The following is a 19,845-nucleotide window of genomic DNA, read 5'->3' as shown; positions in this document are numbered from 1 at the left end:
CCAAATGCCGGTCAAAAGACTGAATTAAGTGATGCCAGTGAGCGAGTATCTCATTGAAAGTTTAAATACAACACCCCAAGATGCTATACGATAATATTATCTGCGAGGACACTATACGGCGCAGAACTCTACTGAAAAGCAAGGTTTTAGCTTAAGAGAGCATGGACTTAATCCTCTCATCTTCGTAAAACGACGTAAGTGGAATCTTGCAAGATTATCGGTCGTAAAAAGTATTTCGAATAATTTTTGCTAAGAAAAAATTTAATTCAAGGGTTTTGCGAATATAGTATTTATGCTGATACTAATGAATTGTGATTTAGGCTCGACTGCTTCGAAATTTTGACTACATTGGAAATGTTGGCAGTGATCAATTTACTGCCGCACAAACCTCGTCATTGCCTAGCTTTGAAAAAGGCGCTAATAAACACTGCCGGTGTACTAAGCCAATCGTTAAACCATGGACGGGAAGTTAGGTTATGGTGAAAGTGAAAGGGGAGGGGGCTGGATATATAGCTCTGTAATTATGGAGCCGGGCCTAAAAGCACCGGCTCGAAAAGCATTGCAATGAAGATTAGATCGCTACAATGTTCTCAGCTTGAGGGCCTTTCTGCCCCTGACTTACGGTAAACTCTACTGACTGGCCTTCAGCCAAAGTTTTGAATCCATCACCGACAATTGACTTAAAGTGAGCGAAAAGATCGGGGCCTGATTGTTGCTCGATGAAGCCATAGCCTTTGGATTCGTTGAACCACTTAACGGTTCCTGTAGTTTTATCTGACATGAAAATAACCTGAAATAAACAAAAATACCCAAACTTAATTTGGACGATACTAGAGAAAATAGACTGAAATTTAGAAGCTACAGGACGACGAACAGCGGCGAGATGGAGGTTGAAAATTAGAGGCTAAGTTGTTTAGCTGAGGGAACTTTAGAGTTCCGAGCTTATTGTGTCAAGCATTTTATGCAATTAATCCATATAACGGCTTATACATTAAGACCTTATAAAGGGGGCACCCACTATCAAAGAGAAGGGGTACTGGTAGCCGGACGGCAGGGCATCCTTCGCGAGGATAAATCTTGATAAACGCGCCATTGGGCGGCTGAGACATCGAAAGTTCCTCGGCTACAATGTGTGGCAGGTTAGGCGCAAACTGGGCCTCTGAATATCTCCGGAGACCATTAAACGGTTCCGTGGCGATCTTAAGTCGCTGTCGCGTAGGTCGTGAGGCGGATCGATAATCCGGACAGTAGAGAACTTAACCCGAAAGTTACAGGGTGGGTCAACTACTTCCGATACGTCGGCGTAAGGGGGACGTTGGGTGAGTTAGCTGGCCGGTTACATCGCTATCTGTGCAAGTAAATCTGGCTTCACTGGAAACGATCTTGCACGCGAGCCAAAAACTTGATGAAGCTTGGGCCCACGGTTAAGCGCGCGTAGGTTTTGCGCAAAACGGTGGAGATACTTGATGGAGCGCGGGCGCAAGCCTCATTAGCCAAGCGTTGCGCAAACGTCGCTTCGATCGTCTAGGCTTGGTATAGCTTGTGGAACAGTTGAACCGGCTTCAATCATTTATAAAAACCGCCGTGGTGCGCAATAGCATGCTTGCTGGTGTGAGACGATAGGACCCCGAGGACCCTCTTAATCGATTCCTTCCGTTTTACTAACTTAGGGGAAAGGTCACCGACATGAAAGTCTCACATCACACAAGGGCAGTCACAATGTATGGTTGCCGTCCAGGGTTTTTAAACTACCGCATGCCAGCCCCGGTTGCGATTTTCATTTTTACAGAAAGAGTGTTTGCGTCACCACGACCATATCTCAGGCTACTGATCGGCATGCCGTAGCGGAGAGAAGCCATAATATTTGGATGAATAAGCGGTGTAGGACGCAGGAACTATGACGCCTCAAATACTGGCAATGCCTTTAGGTATTAAACGAACTAGAACTATTCGGTAATTGAAGCTGGGTTCTGGTGGCAGTAAAAATATCGCAATAAACGTGTAGTTTGGCAAATCGAGAGTCTCTCTAGTCCTACATTTCATTGAGGAAACGGCGGCTACAAGAGTGTTTTAGTTTTTTCCGTAGTCGATGGGCTCGGCACAGGACTAGCAATTTCGTAGACTGCTTCATCAAAGAGGTCGAGCTACCGTAAAGGCTGAGCGCCACTTAACAAACCGTAGCTCTAAACAATCGTCTTCGGCTTTATAAATCGATTTTCCGGCGCACCCCAAACTTCCCGATAACTAACCGGCTGCTTGCCATCCGAATCTGCTATACCATAGCGCTGGGCCAGCTCTGCGCAAACATGGGTGCTGCCGGAGTAATTTAATCTTTCCGGATCACGCCTTAATCGCTCGATGATTCGGCCGGTGAGGTAATCACCCCTTAAATTAGTAGCAGTCAAAAGTAGAATTTTCTCGTAATCTATAGCTAGGAGATTCTGCTATGAAAAAGTCACGATTTACTGACAGCCAGATTATGGCTATTTTAAAACAGTCCGAGGCCGGCACACCCGTACCAGAGCTGTGTCGCGAGCATGGTATGAGCAGCGCCACCTTCTACAAATGGCGCGCTAAGTTTGGTGGTATGGACGCCTCGTTGATGTCTCGTCTGAAAGAGCTTGAAGACGAGAATCGGCGTCTTAAGAAAATGTACGCCGAAGAACGCTTGATGTCTGAGCTTCGGAAGGAGGCTCTGGAAAAAAAGTAATCAAGCCAGCGCGGCGTCGAGAATTGGCTCATGTTGCTGTTGGCCTGGGCAAGGCGAATATTCGGCAAGCTTGCAGGGCTTACTGTATCAGCGAGACGTGTTTTCGATATCACCCCAAGCTCTCGTCAGAAAATGCTGAGATCAGTGACTGGCTTATGCGATTAACTGAGGAGCAGAGTGATTGGGGTTTCGGACAATGCTTTGCGTACCTCCGTAACGTCGAGGGGTTTGGCTGGAACCATAAACGCGTTTACCGAATTTACTGCGATTTGGCGTTAAACTTAAGAATTAGACCTAAGAGGCGATTGAAGCGACATGCCCCAGAACCACTTAAAGAGCCAATACGCCCCAATCAAGTTTGGTCAGTCGATTTCATGCACGACCAGTTGTCTGACGGTCGTACATTTCGTTTGTTTAACGTGATCGACGACTACCGGCGAGAGGGGTTGGCAATTGAGGTTGGGTTTTCATTGCCTTCAATGCGAGTTACAAGGGCGCTGGACCAATTATTAGAATGGAGGGCTAAGCCAACAATAATACGTTGTGATAATGGCCCAGAATTTATCAGTCACGAGTTTGTCAGTTGGGCGAAGACGCGTAATATTCGTATAGAGTATATTCAGCCAGGGAAACCTCAGCAGAATGCCTACATAGAGCGTACAAACCGAACGATTCGTTATAGCTGGCTCAGCAAGCATTTGTTTGAAACGCTTGAACAAGTGCAGGATTTTGCAACTAACTGGTTGTGGTTTTACAACCATAGGCGGCCCCACAAGGCTAACAATGGTAAACCTCCGCTAGCGGCGTAGCCTATGGATTTAAGGACAAATGGCTTCGCCAATTGCCCATAACTCCAAAGGCACAATTAACACAACCCTACTTTTGGCTTCGGTTAAAAATGGGAGGATTACCGTGAATTCGGGCGATTCAAAATGCATTAGGCGGGCCTTTAATTCTTCTGTTAAGTGTTCCTCCGGCAGATTCTTTAGTTCATCAGACAAAATCAACCCCGGCCACAGGGCCACGCTGGCGACATCGCTTTCGGCCAAATCACAAGCCATATCAAAATTCATTTTATCAGTGCCTGCTTTAGCCGCGCCGTAGGCGGGGCCGTGGAAATAACTTACTGCGCCGTAAAATGAAATGTGCACCATTAAACTACCGCCGGTCTCAATGAGCAGGGGCGTGGCGTGGTAAGCAGCAACGTAATTGGATCTTAACCCTACATTGATCATATCCACTAAATGAAGTGGCTTTTGCCAGTAAGGGCCAGGTTTAGATAAGTCTTGGGCGTGTACGGCGGCTGCGTTGTTTACCAGGATATCCAGCCTACCACTATTAGAGCGTATTTCGGTAAATAGCTGCTCAACTGCTGAGTCATTCTCGTGGTCACAAACGTGAGCAATACCCCGGCCACCCAATTCAGTTACTTCCGCTGCGGCGGCAGTTAATTCCGCCTGCGATCTACCTGTTATATATACGGTAAAGCCTTTGCTACCAAAAGCCCGGGCTATGCCTCGGCCCAAGCCTTTACTTGCTCCTGTTACCAGTACTACGCCACTGTTCATTGGTATTGACCGCCTTCAATTAATAGGTTGTCTTGTAGATATTCGAGCTACCTTATTCGGCATTTGGTCGGTGGGCCAGTGTAGAGTGTTATGCATTTAGGAAGTTGTGTGGCAGCAGCTCCAGTAAAAGTAGGGCACATGGACGGGCTGCAGGATGGTGCTGGCAAATATCGACCGTGTAAGAGACTATCATGAGATCAGATTATATATAGGCTCACTCTATACAGGTGGAAAAAATCATTATTATTGCAAATGGTGCTGTGGTGGTAATCTTCTTTGCTGATTGAATTCGCGCGCTTATGACCGATTCGTCCTGCAGTAATTACTAGGGTCGCGGCCGACGCAATCGCTGATAAAACCATAATAATATTAGGAGCTATCATGTCTCGTACACACATACCATCACAGGTTGGCGTGCTTACTGCCAGCATTGCACTTGCCAGTACCGTGGCCAGTGGCCTCAGCCAAGCCCAGGAGGAAACCAGCAGCGTCGATAACCTAGAAGAAGTTGTGGTTACTGGTACTTTAATCAAAGGCATCAAGCCTGTTGGCTCGCCGGTTATGGGGTTCACTGAAGAAGATATTAAAGAAACCGGCGCGGTTTCTGCTAGCGATTTGTTACGCCGTTCAGCTTTAGTGCCCGATTTCAATTCTGTACCAGAACCCACCACCGATGCCAGTATCCCATTTCAGCCAATTTCTCTGCGAGGATTGGAGCCAAACCCTGCGACTTTGACCCTTTTAAATGGCCATCGTTTAGTGCCCTCTGGTATTGGTGCAGTTTGGGTAGACCCCAGCATCATCCCAACCAGCATGCTTGAACGAGTGGATATTGTTCCAGATGGCTCTTCGTCCATTTACGGCAGTGATGCCGCTGCCGGGATTGTTAACTTTGGCACGCGTGAAAGTATCGACGGCACCAAAGTGAATCTAAGATACGGCGAGGGGGCTGGTTCCTACGATACCCTGGATTTCGATATCACCAGTGGTTTAAATTGGGCGGGTGGTTCGCTAGTGGCCTCGTTTGCCCACGAAGAACGCAGCGCTTTGTTAGGCAAAGATCTGGATTACCGCATTGAAGATTTAACACCCTACGGTGGTGAAGATTTGCGTTCTCGCCAATGTTCACCCGGCAACGTCACCGTAGGAGACACATCCTACCCATTACCTGGTAACACCGCCGGCGAACCAAACATTTGTTCAGATAACGGTGACTTGTCGTTTTTCCCACAGCAAGACCGCGACACGGTATTTTTGAGCGTTTCGCAAACCGTAAATGATCGGGTTTCGTTTGATGTTTTAACCTATTGGTCTCAGGTAGAACGCACAATTTTCGACCCTGACAACGCCCGCAGCGATGGCACCATCACCGAGGCAAATCCGTACTTTGAATCCCGCGCTGGTGAAACCGAGCACAACGTAACTTATTCCTATGCCGATGTATTTGGTTCGGCCCGGGGTAATAATTCCGACTCAACGTCTTGGCAAATTATACCAGAACTGGAAATTGCTCTAGCTGGCGATTGGACCGCCAATGCCGCTTTAAACTACGGTAAAAATAACTACGACTTCATCACTAATCGTATTAATTCAACTGCGGAAAGCGCTGCGCTTGCCGCGACGGATATAGCCAATGCTTTGAACCCCTACGATATCGCCGCTACCAATGCAGATGTGCTGGCACAAATTGCGAATTATCGCGAGAGCGATTCAGCAGAGCACGAGCTGGCAAGTTTGCGCGTAATATTTGACGGCAGCATCGCTCAGTTAGATGCCGGCGCCGTTAAGCTGGCCGTAGGTGGGGAGTTTCGCCAGGAAGAATTTAGCTTAAAGCGTTTAGTCGGGCCGCGCGGTGGTGACCAAAGTGGTCGTTCCAGCGGTGCAGAAAGGGAAGTGCATTCTGTATTCGGAGAAGTCTATGTGCCCGTAACAGAAAATCTTGAGCTGTCTCTATCCGCAAGATACGACGATTACGACGATTTTGGCGATACCACTAATCCCAAGATTGGTTTTACCTGGCAAGCCGCCGATGCCGTTATCGTGCGCGGGTCTTGGGGCACATCGTTTTCTGCACCAGAACTTTCCGCTTTAGGGCAAGAGCAGCGCTATGAATTATTCTTGCCGTTCAGCCCGTTCCGCGCTGCAGATAGCGCTTTCTTCCCGGATTTCTTTATGCCGTCTTTCCTAGTGGGTGGTACTACCAAGCTGGAGGCAGAGGAGAGTGAAAACTGGACGTTAGGTGTGGATATCGACGTAACCGAAAACCTCACTTTTAATCTTACTTATTTTGATATTTTGTTTGAAAATCGCGTCGATCAAAACGCTGGTTTTTTCTTTGGCCCGGAATATTACGACGATCCAACAAACCAAGATTATTTTATCTTACAGCCCCAAACTGCCGAGGAAGTTATAGCCCAATTTGGCGATCTGCCGGTTGAAGGTTTCCCGTCTTTACAGGCCATGTTTGATATCTTTGGAGCACCCTATGTTGTCTCTGATCAGCGTAAGCAAAACGTGGGTTCCTACGACGTGAACGGTATCGATTTCTCGCTGGATTGGGGTAAACCGGTGGGCGAGGGCATTCTTACCGCCCGCCTGGGTGGTACCTATATGTTTAGCAAGAAAAAAGAAAACGTTAAGGGAGCCGGCTTCTATGAAACCTTAGATGAAGGCGATTTTAGCCGCCCAAGAAATGCACTCAACGCAACTGCTAGCCTAGGGTGGAGCGCGGGGCCGCTGAATATTTCCGGTACCCTATACCATAAGGGCGGCTCGGACGTAGGAGATGAGTCTATTGATTCTTATACCACCTTATCTTTATTCGGTAGTTATGCCATCAACGACTCGTGGTTACTGGGACTCAATATTGACAACGCCACCGACGAGGACCCACCGTTTCGCTTGGTGGAAGATGGTGTGGCGTATTTCGCTATGCCCAGAACCATGTCGTTGAGTATTTCTGCTAACTTCTAACTCTAGCGACGATAGCAACCTCTTTAAAGGCAATTGAATTCAATTGCCTTTATCTTATTTACGCTCAATTCAGATTCTTATCCTGCCACCGTTAGTTTAGCGCTAGCTGTTATACAACCTTTTATTTCCTGATTGGCACTTGTTTGTAGGGTTGATAGTGCTAATCGAAATCATTATTATTCGCCAATCTAAAAAATACCTATAACTATCACTCTGGGAATATCAATGAAAATCAACGAATTAGCAAAAATCATATCAGTGGGCGTCGTTCTCGGACTTACCGCTTGTGGCGGTGGTGGAGGCGGCGGCAGTAATAGCGGTGGCAGCACGCCTACAGTGGCAGATGCCGACAACGATACCGTTGAAGATTCCGCAGATAACTGCCCCAACGATGCCAACACTGACCAATTGGACAGTGATTTAGATGGCGCAGGTGATGCCTGTGATCCACTGCCTACTATGTACGCTTACAGCGATGAAAACGGTGCAGACACTGTTTCCTATACCGGGCAAACCGCTCGCCAGGTACTGCTGACCGACTTAGTTACCGCAATGAATGCGACCTCTCGTGATGCGGGCAATGTACCGGCAGACGTGGTAGACGATCTGAACTACTACTACAGCCTAGATGCGGCCACTCGCGATGCCAGTTACGTAGCTACTTTCGCTTTGGCCGGTGGTGAGAATATCATTGGTAACGATACCGATGCCGCAGCACCAACCATTGCTCCTGGTGCCATTTCTTCAGACAAAGTCGTTAAAAGCAAGATTGCAGGCCAAGATTCAGCTGATCACATCCTAGGCGGTGAGTTTTTCGGTTGGGTAGGATACTCAACGCCTGAAGAATTGATCGACGGTTTACTTGCAGTTTTGGGCGAGGAATCCGCCGATACCACAGACCAGATCGCCATTGCTGGTGGTAGCGCAAATGTTGGTGCTGCAACCGTAACCGAATCCGGCCTGGATTTGCGTCAGTTGATCCAAAAAGTGTTACTGGGTGCGCTGAATTTCTCCCAGGGTACCGCGGATTACCTGAGCATTGATTACGGCTCTGACGCCAACCTTACCTTGGCCGAGGGCAAAACCTACACAGAAGGCGCCCACGATTTTGACGAAGCGTTTGGTTATTTCGGCGCAGCACGTAATTACAACGATTTAACCGATGCCGACATCCGTGACGGCTACCTGTTTGCCGCGTCTGATTCCGTTGTGGTAGACAGCGCTATCGATCTGCGTAGCGAATTCAATTTTGCTAATTCCACCAATTGCGCCAAGCGCGATCAAGGCACAGCGGACAACACCAATCCTACGAACCTAACCAAAGAAATATTCGATGCATTTATCCTAGGACGAGAAATCCTACAAAATGCCGCAGCCGGAGCCACCGAGACCTCTGCCGGTTCGCTTTCCACCGAAGCCGCCGAAGCACTTGACGACCAAATCTTGATTGCCGCACAAACTTGGGAGAAGTGCATAGCCTCAACCGTAGTGCATTACATCAACGACGTGTTGGGTGATATGGAAGACTTCAATGGTGACGAATTCGCGGATTTAGATAACTTCCTTGACTTAGCCAAGCACTGGGCTGAAATGAAAGGTTTTGCTTTAGGCCTGCAATTCAGCCCTTACTCTCCTTTCCGAAGCGGTGAAGTTGTAGTGGATGGTGAAGTAGAAAGCGTTAATGTCGATATTGATGACTTAAAGCAAGTGTTGTCATTAATGGGCGATGCCCCGGTATTGGCTGATGGTACTCAGGACACCACCACCGATAATATCGAAAACGGCAGCTTGTACGCAGGCGCTGCAACTGCAGCAGAGGCCAAGGCTGCATACATTGCCGATCTAGAAACAGCCAGAGACATCTTGGAGCAGGCCTACGCCTTCGATACCGAGAATGTTGCCAACTGGTAACCCTAAACATAACTAAAAAAGTTGAGAGGCGCTGATGCGCCTTTCTGCGTTTCTGTTTAGCCAAAAAATACAACGAAAAGAGGTCGGTGTGTATGTTACCGTCTGTTAAAAATGCTATCGCCGTGGGTAGCCTATCCGTCGTTGCTTATCTTTCTGGATGCGCCGGCGACAATGGAAGTTCGTCTTCAAGTCAGAATGTTGCTGAAGACTTCGATTTTACTGCGATGTTTGCTAACTATGCTGACAACATTATCATTCCAAATTATGAGTCACTCAAATCCGCAGCAGACAACTTAGCTGACGAGCAGGGCCCACTAGGGCAATACTGCGCCGGTATTGGTAGTGCCAATGAGGCGAGTTTATTCACCAGCGCAGAGCTGGCTTGGCACGAAGTGCAGTCCTCCATTCAGCACTCAGAAAGCCACGTGTTAGGCCCCGTTGCCGACAATGGCGCAGCTTTACGAGCACGTTTAAGCGCTTACCATGTGGGCGAATTAAGTGCCTGCGGGATAGATCAGGGCGTTGTATTAAACGCCCAGTCGAGTAACTTCGATGTCACCACACGAACTGTTACTCAGCGCGGTATTGGTGCGGTGGAGTATTTATTATTTAACACCGATCTAACGCACAACTGCCCCAGCCAAATAGCGGAGACCGCGGACTGGGATCAACGGTCAACCACTGAGCGACAGACGCTACGCTGCGATTACGCGCTAACCTTGGCCAAGGATATCGCCGTGGCCGCCGATGAGATTGTAACCGCTTGGAGTATGGACGGCGGTAATTATCGCAGTGAATTTATTAATCCTTTGAACGACGCCGAAAACCTAACGGCATTGTCCGATGCCATGTTTTTTATGGAGATCGACGTTAAAGATGCCAAATTAGGAATCCCCACAGGCATCAATGACGCGTGTTCTGAAATAGCCTGCCCTGACCAAGTCGAATCGCCTTATAGTCAAAGTTCGTTGGCTAATATTGCCGATAATTTATCGGCCTTCCAAACAATGATGACCGGTGCCGATGGCTTAGGCTTTGACGACATTATCAGCCAGGCGGGAGTTGCCCCGTTAAATCAGCAATTTGCTGACAATATACAGGCGGCATTGGCCAGCATTCAAACCCAGCCAGCCAGTCTATATAGTCAAGCCGCTGGCCTAGTGACAGAGGACGACGAAACAGACTGCACAAACTCTTACACCAACCCCACAACAACGACTTTGGTCCCTGCCTGCAGTTTATTTGGCTTGGTTAAATTGATCACCGATGATTTAAAGGTCGGTTTTATCGCTGCGGTGGATGTCGATCTGCCTGATCGCTCGCAATCCGATAATGACTAAAACAAAAGGGGTAAACCGTGAATATTCAGCCTAACAAACATTTGTTGTCCCTGGCCATTGCAGCGAGCATAGTTGCTAACCAAGCCGTTGCGGAAGAAGATGAACAGTCATCTACAGCCATGGAAGAAGTATTGGTTACCGGTGGTAAAGAGGCCATTAACACCTTGGCCGGCTCGGCTCATCTATTGGATGAGGAAATGCTGGAACAGTTTGATTTTTCCGATTTAAACCAGGTGTTGGCAACCTTACCGGGGGTATACATTCGCCAGGAAGACGGTTTCGGCCTGCGCCCAAACATCGGTTTGCGTGGCGTAACCAGCGAACGAAGCCAAAAAATCACCTTAATGGAGGATGGTGTTTTAATTAAACCAGCACCATATTCCGCGCCGGCGGCTTACTACATTCCCAATATTTCTCGTATGAGTGCCGTAGAAGTGGTAAAGGGCCCGGCTGCCATTAAAAATGGGCCTAATAACGTTGGTGGCGCGATTAATTTAGTGACCCAACCGGTGCCGCAAACATCGGAAGGTTTTATTGATCTATCCGCCGGCGAGTACGGCTACCAAAAGTACCAAGTATTTTACGGAAACAAGCACGGTAATTTTGGCTATTGGGTAGATGCGCTGCAGTATGGTAGCGATGGCTTTAAAGAGCTCGATGGTGGCGGCGATACCGGTTTTACCCGTAACGACATCAATGCCAAGTTGCAATGGTCGCTGGATGACCTGTGGGGCTTTGAGCAGTTAATCACGTTAAAGGTGGGCTACGCCGACGAAGACGCCGATGAAACCTACCTGGGCCTAACCCAGGCGGATTTTGACGATAACCCTTTACGCCGATACGCTGCAACCCAGTTAGCGCACTTCGAGTCTGAACACACTCAAATCCATTTTGATCATGGTTTAACGGTATCGGATAACCTAACGCTGAATACCAAATTGTATTTCAATGAGTTTGAGCGCGCCTGGCGAAAGGTCGATGGTTTTATTAGCGGCGTGCCCATCGCCACGGTACTAGAGCGACCGGATTTATTTCCGCGTGAGCTGGGCATAATTCGCGGCACGTTGGATACTGTTAACACACCGAATGAAACCTTGGATATCACCACCAACGATCGGGAGTATGGTTCCAGCGGTATCCAATTGAAAATGGATTACGCCTTTACTACCGGTGATATAAACCATCAACTGGAAGTCGGCGTTCGTTACCATCACGACTACATAGAGCGCGATCACTCCACCGAAGGCTACCTGATGCAAGCCGGTAATTTAGTCAACGATGGGTTGGATTGGGGCAATAAAACACTCAACAAGGCGGAAACAGACGCCCTGGCTGTGTATGTTCACGATACCTTGGAATGGAACCTGTGGACTTTTAATGCCGGGCTCAGAATTGAAGATATCCGCAGCGAAGCGACCGATTACCTCAACCAAACCCAAGATGAAATAACCCAGAGCGTTGTTGCGCCGGGCTTGGGTGCTTTTTGGCAGTTTAGCGAATCTCTAGGCTTTTTGGTGGGGGTAAATAAAGGATTTTCACCGGCCGGTGCCACAGCCGGCGACGATGCCGACCCAGAGGAAGCGTTAAACCTGGAATACGGTTTACGGTATACGGCAGCCAACCTAAGTGGTGAGGTTATTGGATTTTTCAGTGACTATAAAAACTTACTCGGCAGATGTCGCGCCAGTGACACAGGTTGTAATGTTGGCGAGGAGTTTAACGGCGGCGGTGTGCAGGTTAGTGGGGTAGAGATCTATGGCCAATACGATGTGGCGTTGGCGCAATCGTTGGAGATGCCGATTGCCTTGAGTTACACCTACACCGAATCTGCGTTCCAGGATGCGTTTGAGTCCAGTTTCTCGCAGTGGGGGAATGTTTCAGAGGGCGATGAACTTCCGTACCTTCCGGAACACACTGGTAGGCTTCAGGTAGGGCTTAAGGGACTAAAGTGGGACGCGTTTGTCGCGGTTAACCATCAAAGCGAGATGCGCAATCAAGCCGGTAGTGCGGCGATCTCACAGGGTTTGCACACGGATGCTTATACCACCGTTGATGTATCCGGTAGTTGGAATCCTACGCCCGCTTGGTTATTGCAGCTAAGCATAGACAACGCCACCGATGAAGAGGCCGTGGTCTCTTGGCGGCCGTTTGGCGCGCGCCCGTTAAAACCTCGCACCGCCCGCGCCCGCGTTCGGTACTCGTTTTAAGGGCTTGGGTAGATGGAGGCTATAGTTTACCAACTTAACACGTTTCTGCTTGGGCCAGCGGGTTACCTGCTGGAACCAAGTAAACGATTGTTTTGGTTGTTTTTGCTAAGTGCGCTTGCTTTAGCTTCCATCACAGTGGCTGTACAGCAGGGTCGTTTTTCGGTTGTGCAGCAACTTGGCCAGTTATTCAATCGTCAGTATTGGTTTAATCGTTCCACCTGCACAGACCTGTTGATGGTTTTGGTGAACAACCTAATAAGAATATTAGTTGTAGTGCCATTACTGGGTAGCCATTTAGCGGCAACCATTTGGGTAGGCAGTTTACTGCAAACCACATTTGGCGATGCGCCAACCCTGGCGGTTCCCTACGTTGCTATTGGCTTGCTATACACGGTTTGTTTTTTTCTGCTGGAAGATGTCAGCCGTTTTGGTTTGCACATGGCAATGCATAAAATACCTCATTTGTGGTATTTCCATCGATTGCACCATTCCGCTACCACGCTCACACCGGTAACTGTACACCGAGTTCACCCCGTAGAAATGGCGCTCTATTACACTCGAGGTTTAGTGGTGTTCGGCGTTGTTAGCGGTGTGTTTATTTACTTTTTTAAAAATCAAGTGCATGGCTGGGAAATACTGGGCGTTGACTGCCTAGGGTTTGCGTTTAACTTTTTGGGGGCAAATTTACGGCATTCTCATATTCGGCTGAGTTTTGGTCGGTTTGAACGGTGGTTTATTAGCCCTATGCAGCACCAAGTTCATCACAGCAAAGCGTTGGTTCACCATGATAAAAACTTCGGTACCTGCCTTGCCATTTGGGATCGTTGTGCAAAAACTTGGCTGCCTGCAAAAGGGCAGGGCGCGCTAACATTTGGGCTGGCCCAACAACAATTAAAGCGTGATTCTGTAAACTCTGAGGAGCTTATTCCCAATCTGGCGCAGCGTCAGATTTAAACAGATTTTCATATCTGTTGAACAGCTGCACTTTTTTGTATGGGTTAACGACATTTGTTCGCCTTTTACCTACCAAAGCAAAACTCATTGTGAAAAACTCTCCATATTACGGAAATAATTTTAAGGTGTCCGTACAAACCTAACAGTATTAAAGAGAAGGCTATGGCGAATAAAACGGCGTTGGTAACGGGTGCTGCGGCAGGTATTGGTAAGGCCTGTGCTATCCGCTTGGCAAAAGATGGCATAGCGGTTGGGGTTTTGGATTTGAATCTTGATGGCTGCCAAGCCGTGGTAGATGAAATTGAAGCGGCCGGCGGCAAAGCACTAGCGCTGAAAGCCAGCATCGCCGACCGCGACCAAATAAAAGCCGCCCATGCACAACTCAAAGAGGCCTTTGGCCCAGTGACCATTCTGGTGAACAATGCCGGCGTTTCCAACTTTATTCCCTTCGAAGAGCTGCAAGAAAAAGACTGGGACCACATGCTGGACATCAACGTGAAAGGCACCTTTATTGTTACACAAGTGGTTGTGCCAGATATGCAAGAGCAACAGTGGGGTAGGGTAATCAATATTTCGTCCTCTAGCGCTCAATCCGGCAGTTTTATGCAGGTGCATTACTCAGCCTCTAAAGGCGCAGTGATTGCCATGACACGCTCCCTCGCGCAGGTTTTAGGTAAAGATGGAATTACCGTTAACAACATTCCGCCCGGCTCGGTAATGAACACCATTATGTCGGAAGAAAATCGTCACCTATTTAATGCCGACCAACTAGTAAATGCGATTCCCGTCAAAAGATTGGGCGTTCCAGAAGACATCGCCGGTGCCTGCGCTTGGCTCGCCTCAGACGAGTCTGGCTATGTTACGGGTCAAACCATAGGGGTGAATGGCGGGCGCGTAGTCAGTTAATCCGTGCCGCAACTATGCGGATTGTTTTAGTAGTAAAAAATAAATCAGTCTGCTTAGGTAGCCGCAGTAAAAATTCTCCTTTTATTGCGGCACAATTAAACATCAAAATTTCGGCATAGAGCTTATGCCAGATCTGTTTTATCTCCTTTAGCTTAAGCGTGGTTTTTAGTTAAGCTAATTCCAAATACCGCAGTAACCCCAAAAACAACAATAAAGTGAGGTTGCCATGAGTCGTTCAACACTTAAAATCGCACAGATTGCCGCCGGTAGAATAGGCCAGAGTAGTATGAGAGCTGTTATTCGCCATCCATCAATGGAACTGGTGGGTTTGAAAGTGTACTCTGAGAATAAGGAGGGTAAGGATGCGGGTTTACTCTGCGGATTAAAAGAAATCGGTGTGCCCGCGACGAATAATCTGGAAGACATTATTGCAGCCCAGCCGGACTGTGCTTTATATATGCCAGAGGGTTTCAACGTTGATGAGTTGTGTCACCTGCTTGCCGCGGGTATTAACGTTATCACCACTCGCAACGAATTTTTCTACGGCCCAGCCATGGATGTGTCGCTTAGAGAAAAAATCCAATCGGCTTGCCTGAGCGGAGGTACCACGATACACGCCACGGGCAGTAGCCCTGGTTTTATAACCGAAGCCTTGCCGGCTGTTCTAACCTCGCTGTCCCGCAAATTGCAGTGCGTCACCATCGATGAATACGCCGATATACCGCTGTCAACTACGCCGGATATGATCACTCAAGTGATGGGGTTTGGCCAACCGATTCCAGATCAATTCAATCAACAAATGCTAGAACACTCTGCAGGTGGCTTTTCGCAATCGCTGAGCGCCTTGGCCTCGGCATTGGGGCTTGAGATTACGGGTATCGAATCCAAAGGCGAGTTTGGTGCCGCCCAATCCGATGTGTCATTGCCAGGTGGTGCCATTATTCGTAAAGGTACCGTGGCCGCCATGCGCATTACCGTCGCCGCCATGGTGCAGCAACAAGCAAAGCTGATATTCCGCGCCAATTGGTTCTGCTCTACAAACACTGTACCGGATTTCGAGGTGCGCAATAACGGTTGGCGAGTACAGGTAGACGGCGACACGCCGCTTAATGTCACTATAGATTTCCCCAGCTCAGACCAACCACTAAAGGACCAGATGTCTGGCTTAACTGCCCACAGAGCAGTCAATAGTATTGCTGCTGTATGCGCCGCTGAGCCCGGCATAAAGAGCTGCCACGAGCTAGGGCCGGTATTAGCGCAATTCGCCAACTCGAACGCGGCTGTTTGCGGCTGATGGGGAAAGTGACATACACTGGCTAAAAAAGGATTAGCCATGTTATACCAATTAGATGATGTTGCGCCCAAGCTGGGCCGCAGTGTTTTTGTTGCCGACAGCGCCGAAGTCATCGGCGATGCGGTTTTGCTGGACAACGCCAGTGTGTGGTTTAAAGCGGTGATCAGAGCCGATAACGATAGGATTACCATAGGCGAACAATCCAATATACAAGACGGTGCCATTCTGCATACCGATCCAGGCATCCCGCTTACCATTGGCAAGGGCGTAACCGTGGGGCACCAAGCCATGCTGCATGGGTGCGAAATCGGAGATTACTCTCTGATTGGAATTCAATCCGTTATTTTAAACGGCGCTAAAATTGGCAAGCACTGCATCATCGGCGCTTCGGCCTTAATTCCAGAGGGGGCTGTTATTCCGGATGGAAGTTTGGTGGTTGGTATTCCCGGCAAAGTAAAAAAATCGCTCAGTGAAGAAGACAAACAATTATTGGAATTGGGTGCTGAACATTATGTTGCCAACGCCAAGCGTTATGCTGCGGGGTTGGTGGAGTACAAACCTTAGCGAAGATTTAGCGAACGAGACTTTTAGTGGGCCTCTCATCTAGTGTGCTTCTTGTCTAGCGGGCCTTTTATCTAGTGGGCTCCTCATCGGTTTTTGACTCTAGTTATTGACGCAGTAATATTATTTATCGATGGCAAAATTTTTTTTGAAGCCCGACAGCCGCTTTAGAGTAAATTATTCGAATAACTGAAGTTGGTCTTCCTGCGAGTTTTGTCTCTGTTTTAAACGTACCCCTAAGCCCAATAAGCGTACGGGCAAGGTTTTGCGCGCTATGGCATCGCTCATTAGCGTTTGGTAGGTTTCTAAAGAAGGTTCTGTACCTATTCTCTCCAGCGTTGTACTCGTAAAATCGGCAAATTTTATTTTCACAAACGCCTTATCGATATTTGCGGATTCCGGCAGCTTGGCCAGCCGTTGTGTTAAGGATTCCAATAAGCTGGGTAATTGTGACAAGCACGAAGCCAGGTTTGGTAAATCTTGAGGAAAGGTATTTTCTACACTAACCGATTTTCTGATACGACTAACGGAAACTTCCCGCTGATCAATGCCGCGTGCCAACTGATACAACCTTTGCCCGAAACGCCCAAAGCTTTGGTCTAGCGTAGCCTGTGATAATTGCCTGAGGTCTGCACAGGTGTGGATGCCCATTTGATGCAGCTTTGCGGCAGTAACTTTTCCTACGCCATGAATCTTCTTAACAGGCAAGGATAAAACAAACTCGTCCACCTGCTGTGGTGGAATAACGCAGAGTCCATCTGGCTTGTTCCAATCACTGGCGATCTTTGCCAGGAACTTAGAGTTGGATACCCCAGCAGAAACAGTAATGCCTAACTCGGCGTAGACACTGGCTCGTATCTCCTCGGCAATTTTTGTGGCACTGCCGTCACAGGCATCGGCATTGGACACATCAAGGTAGGCCTCATCTAATGAAAGCGGTTCGATCAGCTCGGTATAGCGCTCAAAGATCTCTCGCATCACGGCCGAGGCCTGGCGATACTTATCCATGTTGGGCCGTACAATCACCAATTGTGGACACAACTTGGTAGCCGTAGCGGAGGCCATGGCCGAATGCACCCCATACTCCCGCGCGCGATAATTACAGGTTGCGATAACGCCACGGCGCTCAGAGCTGCCTCCAACCGCCAATGGGACCTCCCGGTACTCTGGATTGTCCCGCATCTCTATGGCTGCGTAGAAACAGTCGGCATCGCAATGTATGATCTTACGCTGTGTCATAAATGCATTGGCTGGCTAAATATCCAGTATCTTACTACACCGCTGTCAGCTGGCAACCGCTTATTGATAAACCGTCGAATTTGTATATACAGGCCATGCCAAAGGCCTGCTGCCGTGAGCGGATGGTTGCGCCTGTCGTAGGCAGAGCCCACGCGTGCCGGCTCAACAAGTGTGTAAGTCAAAGAATGACAAGGCTGTTAACTATTACTCAATAACCGATAGTCGTTCGTTATTCAAACCTGTCAACACGGCCGTTGCGACATAGGACTGGGACTTAGCTTAGCTTCGTTATATTGCGTTAAGGTTGTTGAAATATAATCTGAAGGGCAGTTTGCTCATTAAAAGGCCGGTTAAAATTCAATAAAAAATTGTGGTGAAGTTGCCATAATTTGGAGCAGTTTATCCAGAGCTTTTCCAATTACATGACCTCCATGGGTTTTAACGCTGGCTATAATGTTTAACTAAAAAGGGGGTGACTCATGCGTGACTATCCTTTCGGTTTAAAACCACTTTCACAGGCATTTTTCTTATTATTTCTTACTGTGTTTGCTACACACGCCGGCGCCAAAAGTCTTCGATGTGATCAAAAGCTGGTGGCGGTAGGGGATTCAACACACCGAGTTTTATCCCATTGCGGCGAACCCAACGATTTACGTAAGCGCACGGAAACGCGAGTAGTGCGTAACGCTGTTCAGTCAGCTTGCGGTGTTGAGCAGATGCAAACGTGCACTCGTATTGTAGAGCGCTATGTCAATGTTGAAATACAAGAGTGGATTTATGACCTCGGACCGCGACGCCTGCTGAGAAACCTGACCTTTGAAAACGGCTCCCTAGTAAAAGTAGAATCCGACGGTTTCGGTTCAAACTAGTTAGGTTGACACTAGTAACTAATCTTTATCCTAGTCAGTATCGCGTTAAGTCCATTTTGCCGTGTGTAGGTTGATGCGACTCTCTAACGAGCAGGACTGGCCGTGTAGTTGGAGGGGTTCTGGCTGAATTCCACATCGACAGCCAGTCATGCATATCAAATGTATATCTTTAGCCTGCTGTTCGCTGCCACCAGTGGCTCGAATATCTTCAAAATGGCGCCAATTTTACAATCCTTTGCCTTTCACCCATGTCATTGCCGCAAATGATGCATACAATGGGCGGCGCAAGGCTATTGAACATTGAGATAACTCAGAGCAGAATTGGGACTCGGACAGGGGTTTATCGTTCGAGTGACAGACGTAAAGGCAGATTGAGTAACACCATGGCTGACATTGCGAGATTAGGCTTAGAATTACAAACGCCCCCCTTTATTGTGAGTCAGATCACTGTTTTTGCCCCTTCCTGTAGATCCAATCTAGTTAAATTGACCCCAAAATAAGACCATTTAGGAGATTACCCATGGCTTACGTAACTATTGACGGCCAAAAATACGAAAAAGAATTGCTTGATTTAGCCAAAGAGCACACCACCGGCCGAGGCGAAGGTAAGATCTCCAAGGATGAAGCTGCCGATCTGATCAAATCAGCTCAGGATGGCACCAAAGTAACAGATACCGAGATGGCAACTCTGAAATACATTCGTTCAACTTTCGACTTCACTGACGCTGCGGCCACCTTTTTCGACGCCGAAATCGCCAAACTCTAATTTGCTCGGCAACCGTGCGTTAGGCCCAGCCTAACGCCCTGGTCAATATTTAACCGAAAGCTTACTGCGTAATCATTAGGAGTTACCATGAATATCACAGAAATTGCGTCAAAAATGTTCCTCGAAAAAATCTCCGGCCAAGGCGGCGATGCGTCTTTAGGCAGCATTCAAACTGCTCTGCAGCATCTTTTACCCACCGATGGCGGTGAAATTAATGTTGGTTCCTTGGTTAGCCAATTTATGGGCAACGGTGGCCTAGCATCTCTGGCTCAGTCTTGGCTGGGTGATGGCCAAAACATGTCTCTGTCTGCGGACAAAATCATGGATATGTTTGGTGAGTCCAAAGTAAGTAACTTTGCCAATGAAGTTGGTGTCGACACCAACACTGCAGCCAATGGCTTATCCGATATGATTCCTGATCTAATCGATAAGTTTAGCTCCGGCGGTTCACTGCAGCAAAACTTAACCAGCTCAATTATTGGCGGTCTTGCCGGTAAGTTCTTTAAATAATCTGGGCTCGTTTCCATCGTAGGCAAGGGCGGGGATC

16 protein-coding genes are annotated in these 19,845 nt (G+C 48.2%); 13 read left to right on the top strand and 3 right to left on the bottom strand.

Annotation, left to right across the window (positions count from 1 at the left end; translation table 11 throughout):
* Window positions 1-571: 571 nt before the first annotated feature.
* Window positions 572-781, bottom strand: coding sequence for a cold-shock protein (locus tag ACGHM3_RS12870; protein ID WP_345426728.1), 210 nt, complete (start codon window positions 779-781; stop codon window positions 572-574).
* A gap of 441 nt (window positions 782-1,222) precedes the next feature.
* On the opposite strand from ACGHM3_RS12870, the gene ACGHM3_RS12865 reads away from it, so the two are divergent.
* Together ACGHM3_RS12865 and ACGHM3_RS12860 are read left to right on the top strand one after the other, a co-directional pair.
* Window positions 1,223-1,360 (top strand): group II intron maturase-specific domain-containing protein, encoded by a 138-nt coding sequence (locus ACGHM3_RS12865; RefSeq protein ID WP_390518198.1) that lies wholly within the window; start codon window positions 1,223-1,225, stop codon window positions 1,358-1,360.
* A gap of 1,086 nt (window positions 1,361-2,446) precedes the next feature.
* A protein-coding gene (locus ACGHM3_RS12860) for an IS3 family transposase (RefSeq protein ID WP_345426726.1) occupies window positions 2,447-3,519 on the top strand; the annotation gives its coding sequence in 2 pieces (ribosomal slippage) (window positions 2,447-2,699 and window positions 2,699-3,519; 1,074 coding nt in all).
* A 9-nt stretch (window positions 3,520-3,528) separates the two neighbouring features.
* Here ACGHM3_RS12860 and ACGHM3_RS12855 read toward each other — a convergent pair.
* Window positions 3,529-4,278: an SDR family NAD(P)-dependent oxidoreductase gene (locus tag ACGHM3_RS12855; protein WP_345426724.1), complete on the bottom strand. Its 750-nt coding sequence runs from the start codon at window positions 4,276-4,278 to the stop codon at window positions 3,529-3,531.
* A gap of 381 nt (window positions 4,279-4,659) precedes the next feature.
* Between ACGHM3_RS12855 and ACGHM3_RS12850 the strand changes: the two genes are divergently transcribed.
* The 8 genes from ACGHM3_RS12850 (at window position 4,660) to ACGHM3_RS12815 (ending at window position 16,427) form a co-directional block, all read left to right on the top strand.
* Window positions 4,660-7,251 (top strand): TonB-dependent receptor domain-containing protein, encoded by a 2,592-nt coding sequence (locus tag ACGHM3_RS12850; protein WP_345426722.1) that lies wholly within the window; start codon window positions 4,660-4,662, stop codon window positions 7,249-7,251.
* Between the two features lie 225 nt (window positions 7,252-7,476).
* A complete protein-coding gene (locus ACGHM3_RS12845) occupies window positions 7,477-9,162 on the top strand; it encodes a DUF4856 domain-containing protein (protein WP_345426720.1) in 1,686 nt (561 codons plus the stop codon).
* A 92-nt stretch (window positions 9,163-9,254) separates the two neighbouring features.
* Window positions 9,255-10,502 (top strand): imelysin family protein, encoded by a 1,248-nt coding sequence (locus ACGHM3_RS12840; protein WP_345426718.1) that lies wholly within the window; start codon window positions 9,255-9,257, stop codon window positions 10,500-10,502.
* A gap of 17 nt (window positions 10,503-10,519) precedes the next feature.
* Window positions 10,520-12,709, top strand: coding sequence for a TonB-dependent receptor domain-containing protein (locus ACGHM3_RS12835; RefSeq protein WP_345426716.1), 2,190 nt, complete (start codon window positions 10,520-10,522; stop codon window positions 12,707-12,709).
* Window positions 12,710-12,721: 12 nt separating this feature from the next.
* On the top strand, window positions 12,722-13,663 hold the full coding sequence (locus ACGHM3_RS12830; RefSeq protein ID WP_345426713.1) for a sterol desaturase family protein: 942 nt from the start codon (window positions 12,722-12,724) through the stop codon (window positions 13,661-13,663).
* Window positions 13,664-13,825: 162 nt separating this feature from the next.
* Window positions 13,826-14,569, top strand: coding sequence for a 3-oxoacyl-ACP reductase family protein (locus ACGHM3_RS12825; RefSeq protein WP_345426711.1), 744 nt, complete (start codon window positions 13,826-13,828; stop codon window positions 14,567-14,569).
* 226 nt (window positions 14,570-14,795) lie between these two features.
* The gene (locus ACGHM3_RS12820) at window positions 14,796-15,863 is read left to right on the top strand and encodes a hypothetical protein (RefSeq protein WP_345426709.1); all 1,068 of its coding nucleotides are present in this window, start codon (window positions 14,796-14,798) and stop codon (window positions 15,861-15,863) included.
* A gap of 39 nt (window positions 15,864-15,902) precedes the next feature.
* Window positions 15,903-16,427, top strand: a complete 525-nt coding sequence (locus ACGHM3_RS12815; protein ID WP_345426707.1) for a gamma carbonic anhydrase family protein — start codon at window positions 15,903-15,905, stop codon at window positions 16,425-16,427.
* Window positions 16,428-16,601: 174 nt separating this feature from the next.
* Here ACGHM3_RS12815 and dinB read toward each other — a convergent pair whose 3' ends face one another.
* Entirely contained in the window at window positions 16,602-17,663 is a 1,062-nt protein-coding gene (gene dinB / locus ACGHM3_RS12810) for a DNA polymerase IV (protein ID WP_345426705.1), read from the bottom strand.
* Between the two features lie 479 nt (window positions 17,664-18,142).
* Here dinB and ACGHM3_RS12805 point away from each other — a divergent pair, with 479 nt between their 5' ends.
* The 3 genes from ACGHM3_RS12805 to ACGHM3_RS12795 all read left to right on the top strand — a co-directional run bounded on the left by ACGHM3_RS12805 (window position 18,143) and on the right by ACGHM3_RS12795 (window position 19,808).
* On the top strand, window positions 18,143-18,532 hold the full coding sequence (locus ACGHM3_RS12805) for a DUF2845 domain-containing protein (protein ID WP_345426703.1): 390 nt from the start codon (window positions 18,143-18,145) through the stop codon (window positions 18,530-18,532).
* A gap of 520 nt (window positions 18,533-19,052) precedes the next feature.
* On the top strand, window positions 19,053-19,298 hold the full coding sequence (locus tag ACGHM3_RS12800) for a hypothetical protein (RefSeq protein ID WP_345426701.1): 246 nt from the start codon (window positions 19,053-19,055) through the stop codon (window positions 19,296-19,298).
* Window positions 19,299-19,385: 87 nt separating this feature from the next.
* Window positions 19,386-19,808 (top strand): YidB family protein, encoded by a 423-nt coding sequence (locus tag ACGHM3_RS12795; protein ID WP_345426699.1) that lies wholly within the window; start codon window positions 19,386-19,388, stop codon window positions 19,806-19,808.
* The last annotated feature ends 37 nt before the right edge of the window (window positions 19,809-19,845 follow it).

The sequence above is a fragment of the Halioxenophilus aromaticivorans genome, from assembly GCF_042850945.1.
Classification (GTDB): Bacteria; Pseudomonadota; Gammaproteobacteria; order Pseudomonadales; family Cellvibrionaceae; genus Halioxenophilus; species Halioxenophilus aromaticivorans.
Note: the sequence above shows the minus strand (reverse complement) of the source record. Positions and strands in the feature narration are given on the sequence as shown.

Coding starts and splice junctions, on each gene's coding strand:
- ACGHM3_RS12870 (WP_345426728.1), bottom strand. CDS start 781: ATGTCAGATAAAACTACAGGAACCGTTAAGTGGTTCAACGAATCCAAA.
- ACGHM3_RS12855 (WP_345426724.1), bottom strand. CDS start 4,278: ATGAACAGTGGCGTAGTACTGGTAACAGGAGCAAGTAAAGGCTTGGGC.
- ACGHM3_RS12850 (WP_345426722.1), top strand. CDS start 4,660: ATGTCTCGTACACACATACCATCACAGGTTGGCGTGCTTACTGCCAGC.
- ACGHM3_RS12845 (WP_345426720.1), top strand. CDS start 7,477: ATGAAAATCAACGAATTAGCAAAAATCATATCAGTGGGCGTCGTTCTC.
- ACGHM3_RS12840 (WP_345426718.1), top strand. CDS start 9,255: ATGTTACCGTCTGTTAAAAATGCTATCGCCGTGGGTAGCCTATCCGTC.
- ACGHM3_RS12830 (WP_345426713.1), top strand. CDS start 12,722: ATGGAGGCTATAGTTTACCAACTTAACACGTTTCTGCTTGGGCCAGCG.
- ACGHM3_RS12825 (WP_345426711.1), top strand. CDS start 13,826: ATGGCGAATAAAACGGCGTTGGTAACGGGTGCTGCGGCAGGTATTGGT.
- ACGHM3_RS12820 (WP_345426709.1), top strand. CDS start 14,796: ATGAGTCGTTCAACACTTAAAATCGCACAGATTGCCGCCGGTAGAATA.
- ACGHM3_RS12815 (WP_345426707.1), top strand. CDS start 15,903: ATGTTATACCAATTAGATGATGTTGCGCCCAAGCTGGGCCGCAGTGTT.
- dinB (WP_345426705.1), bottom strand. CDS start 17,663: ATGACACAGCGTAAGATCATACATTGCGATGCCGACTGTTTCTACGCA.
- ACGHM3_RS12805 (WP_345426703.1), top strand. CDS start 18,143: ATGCGTGACTATCCTTTCGGTTTAAAACCACTTTCACAGGCATTTTTC.
- ACGHM3_RS12800 (WP_345426701.1), top strand. CDS start 19,053: ATGGCTTACGTAACTATTGACGGCCAAAAATACGAAAAAGAATTGCTT.
- ACGHM3_RS12795 (WP_345426699.1), top strand. CDS start 19,386: ATGAATATCACAGAAATTGCGTCAAAAATGTTCCTCGAAAAAATCTCC.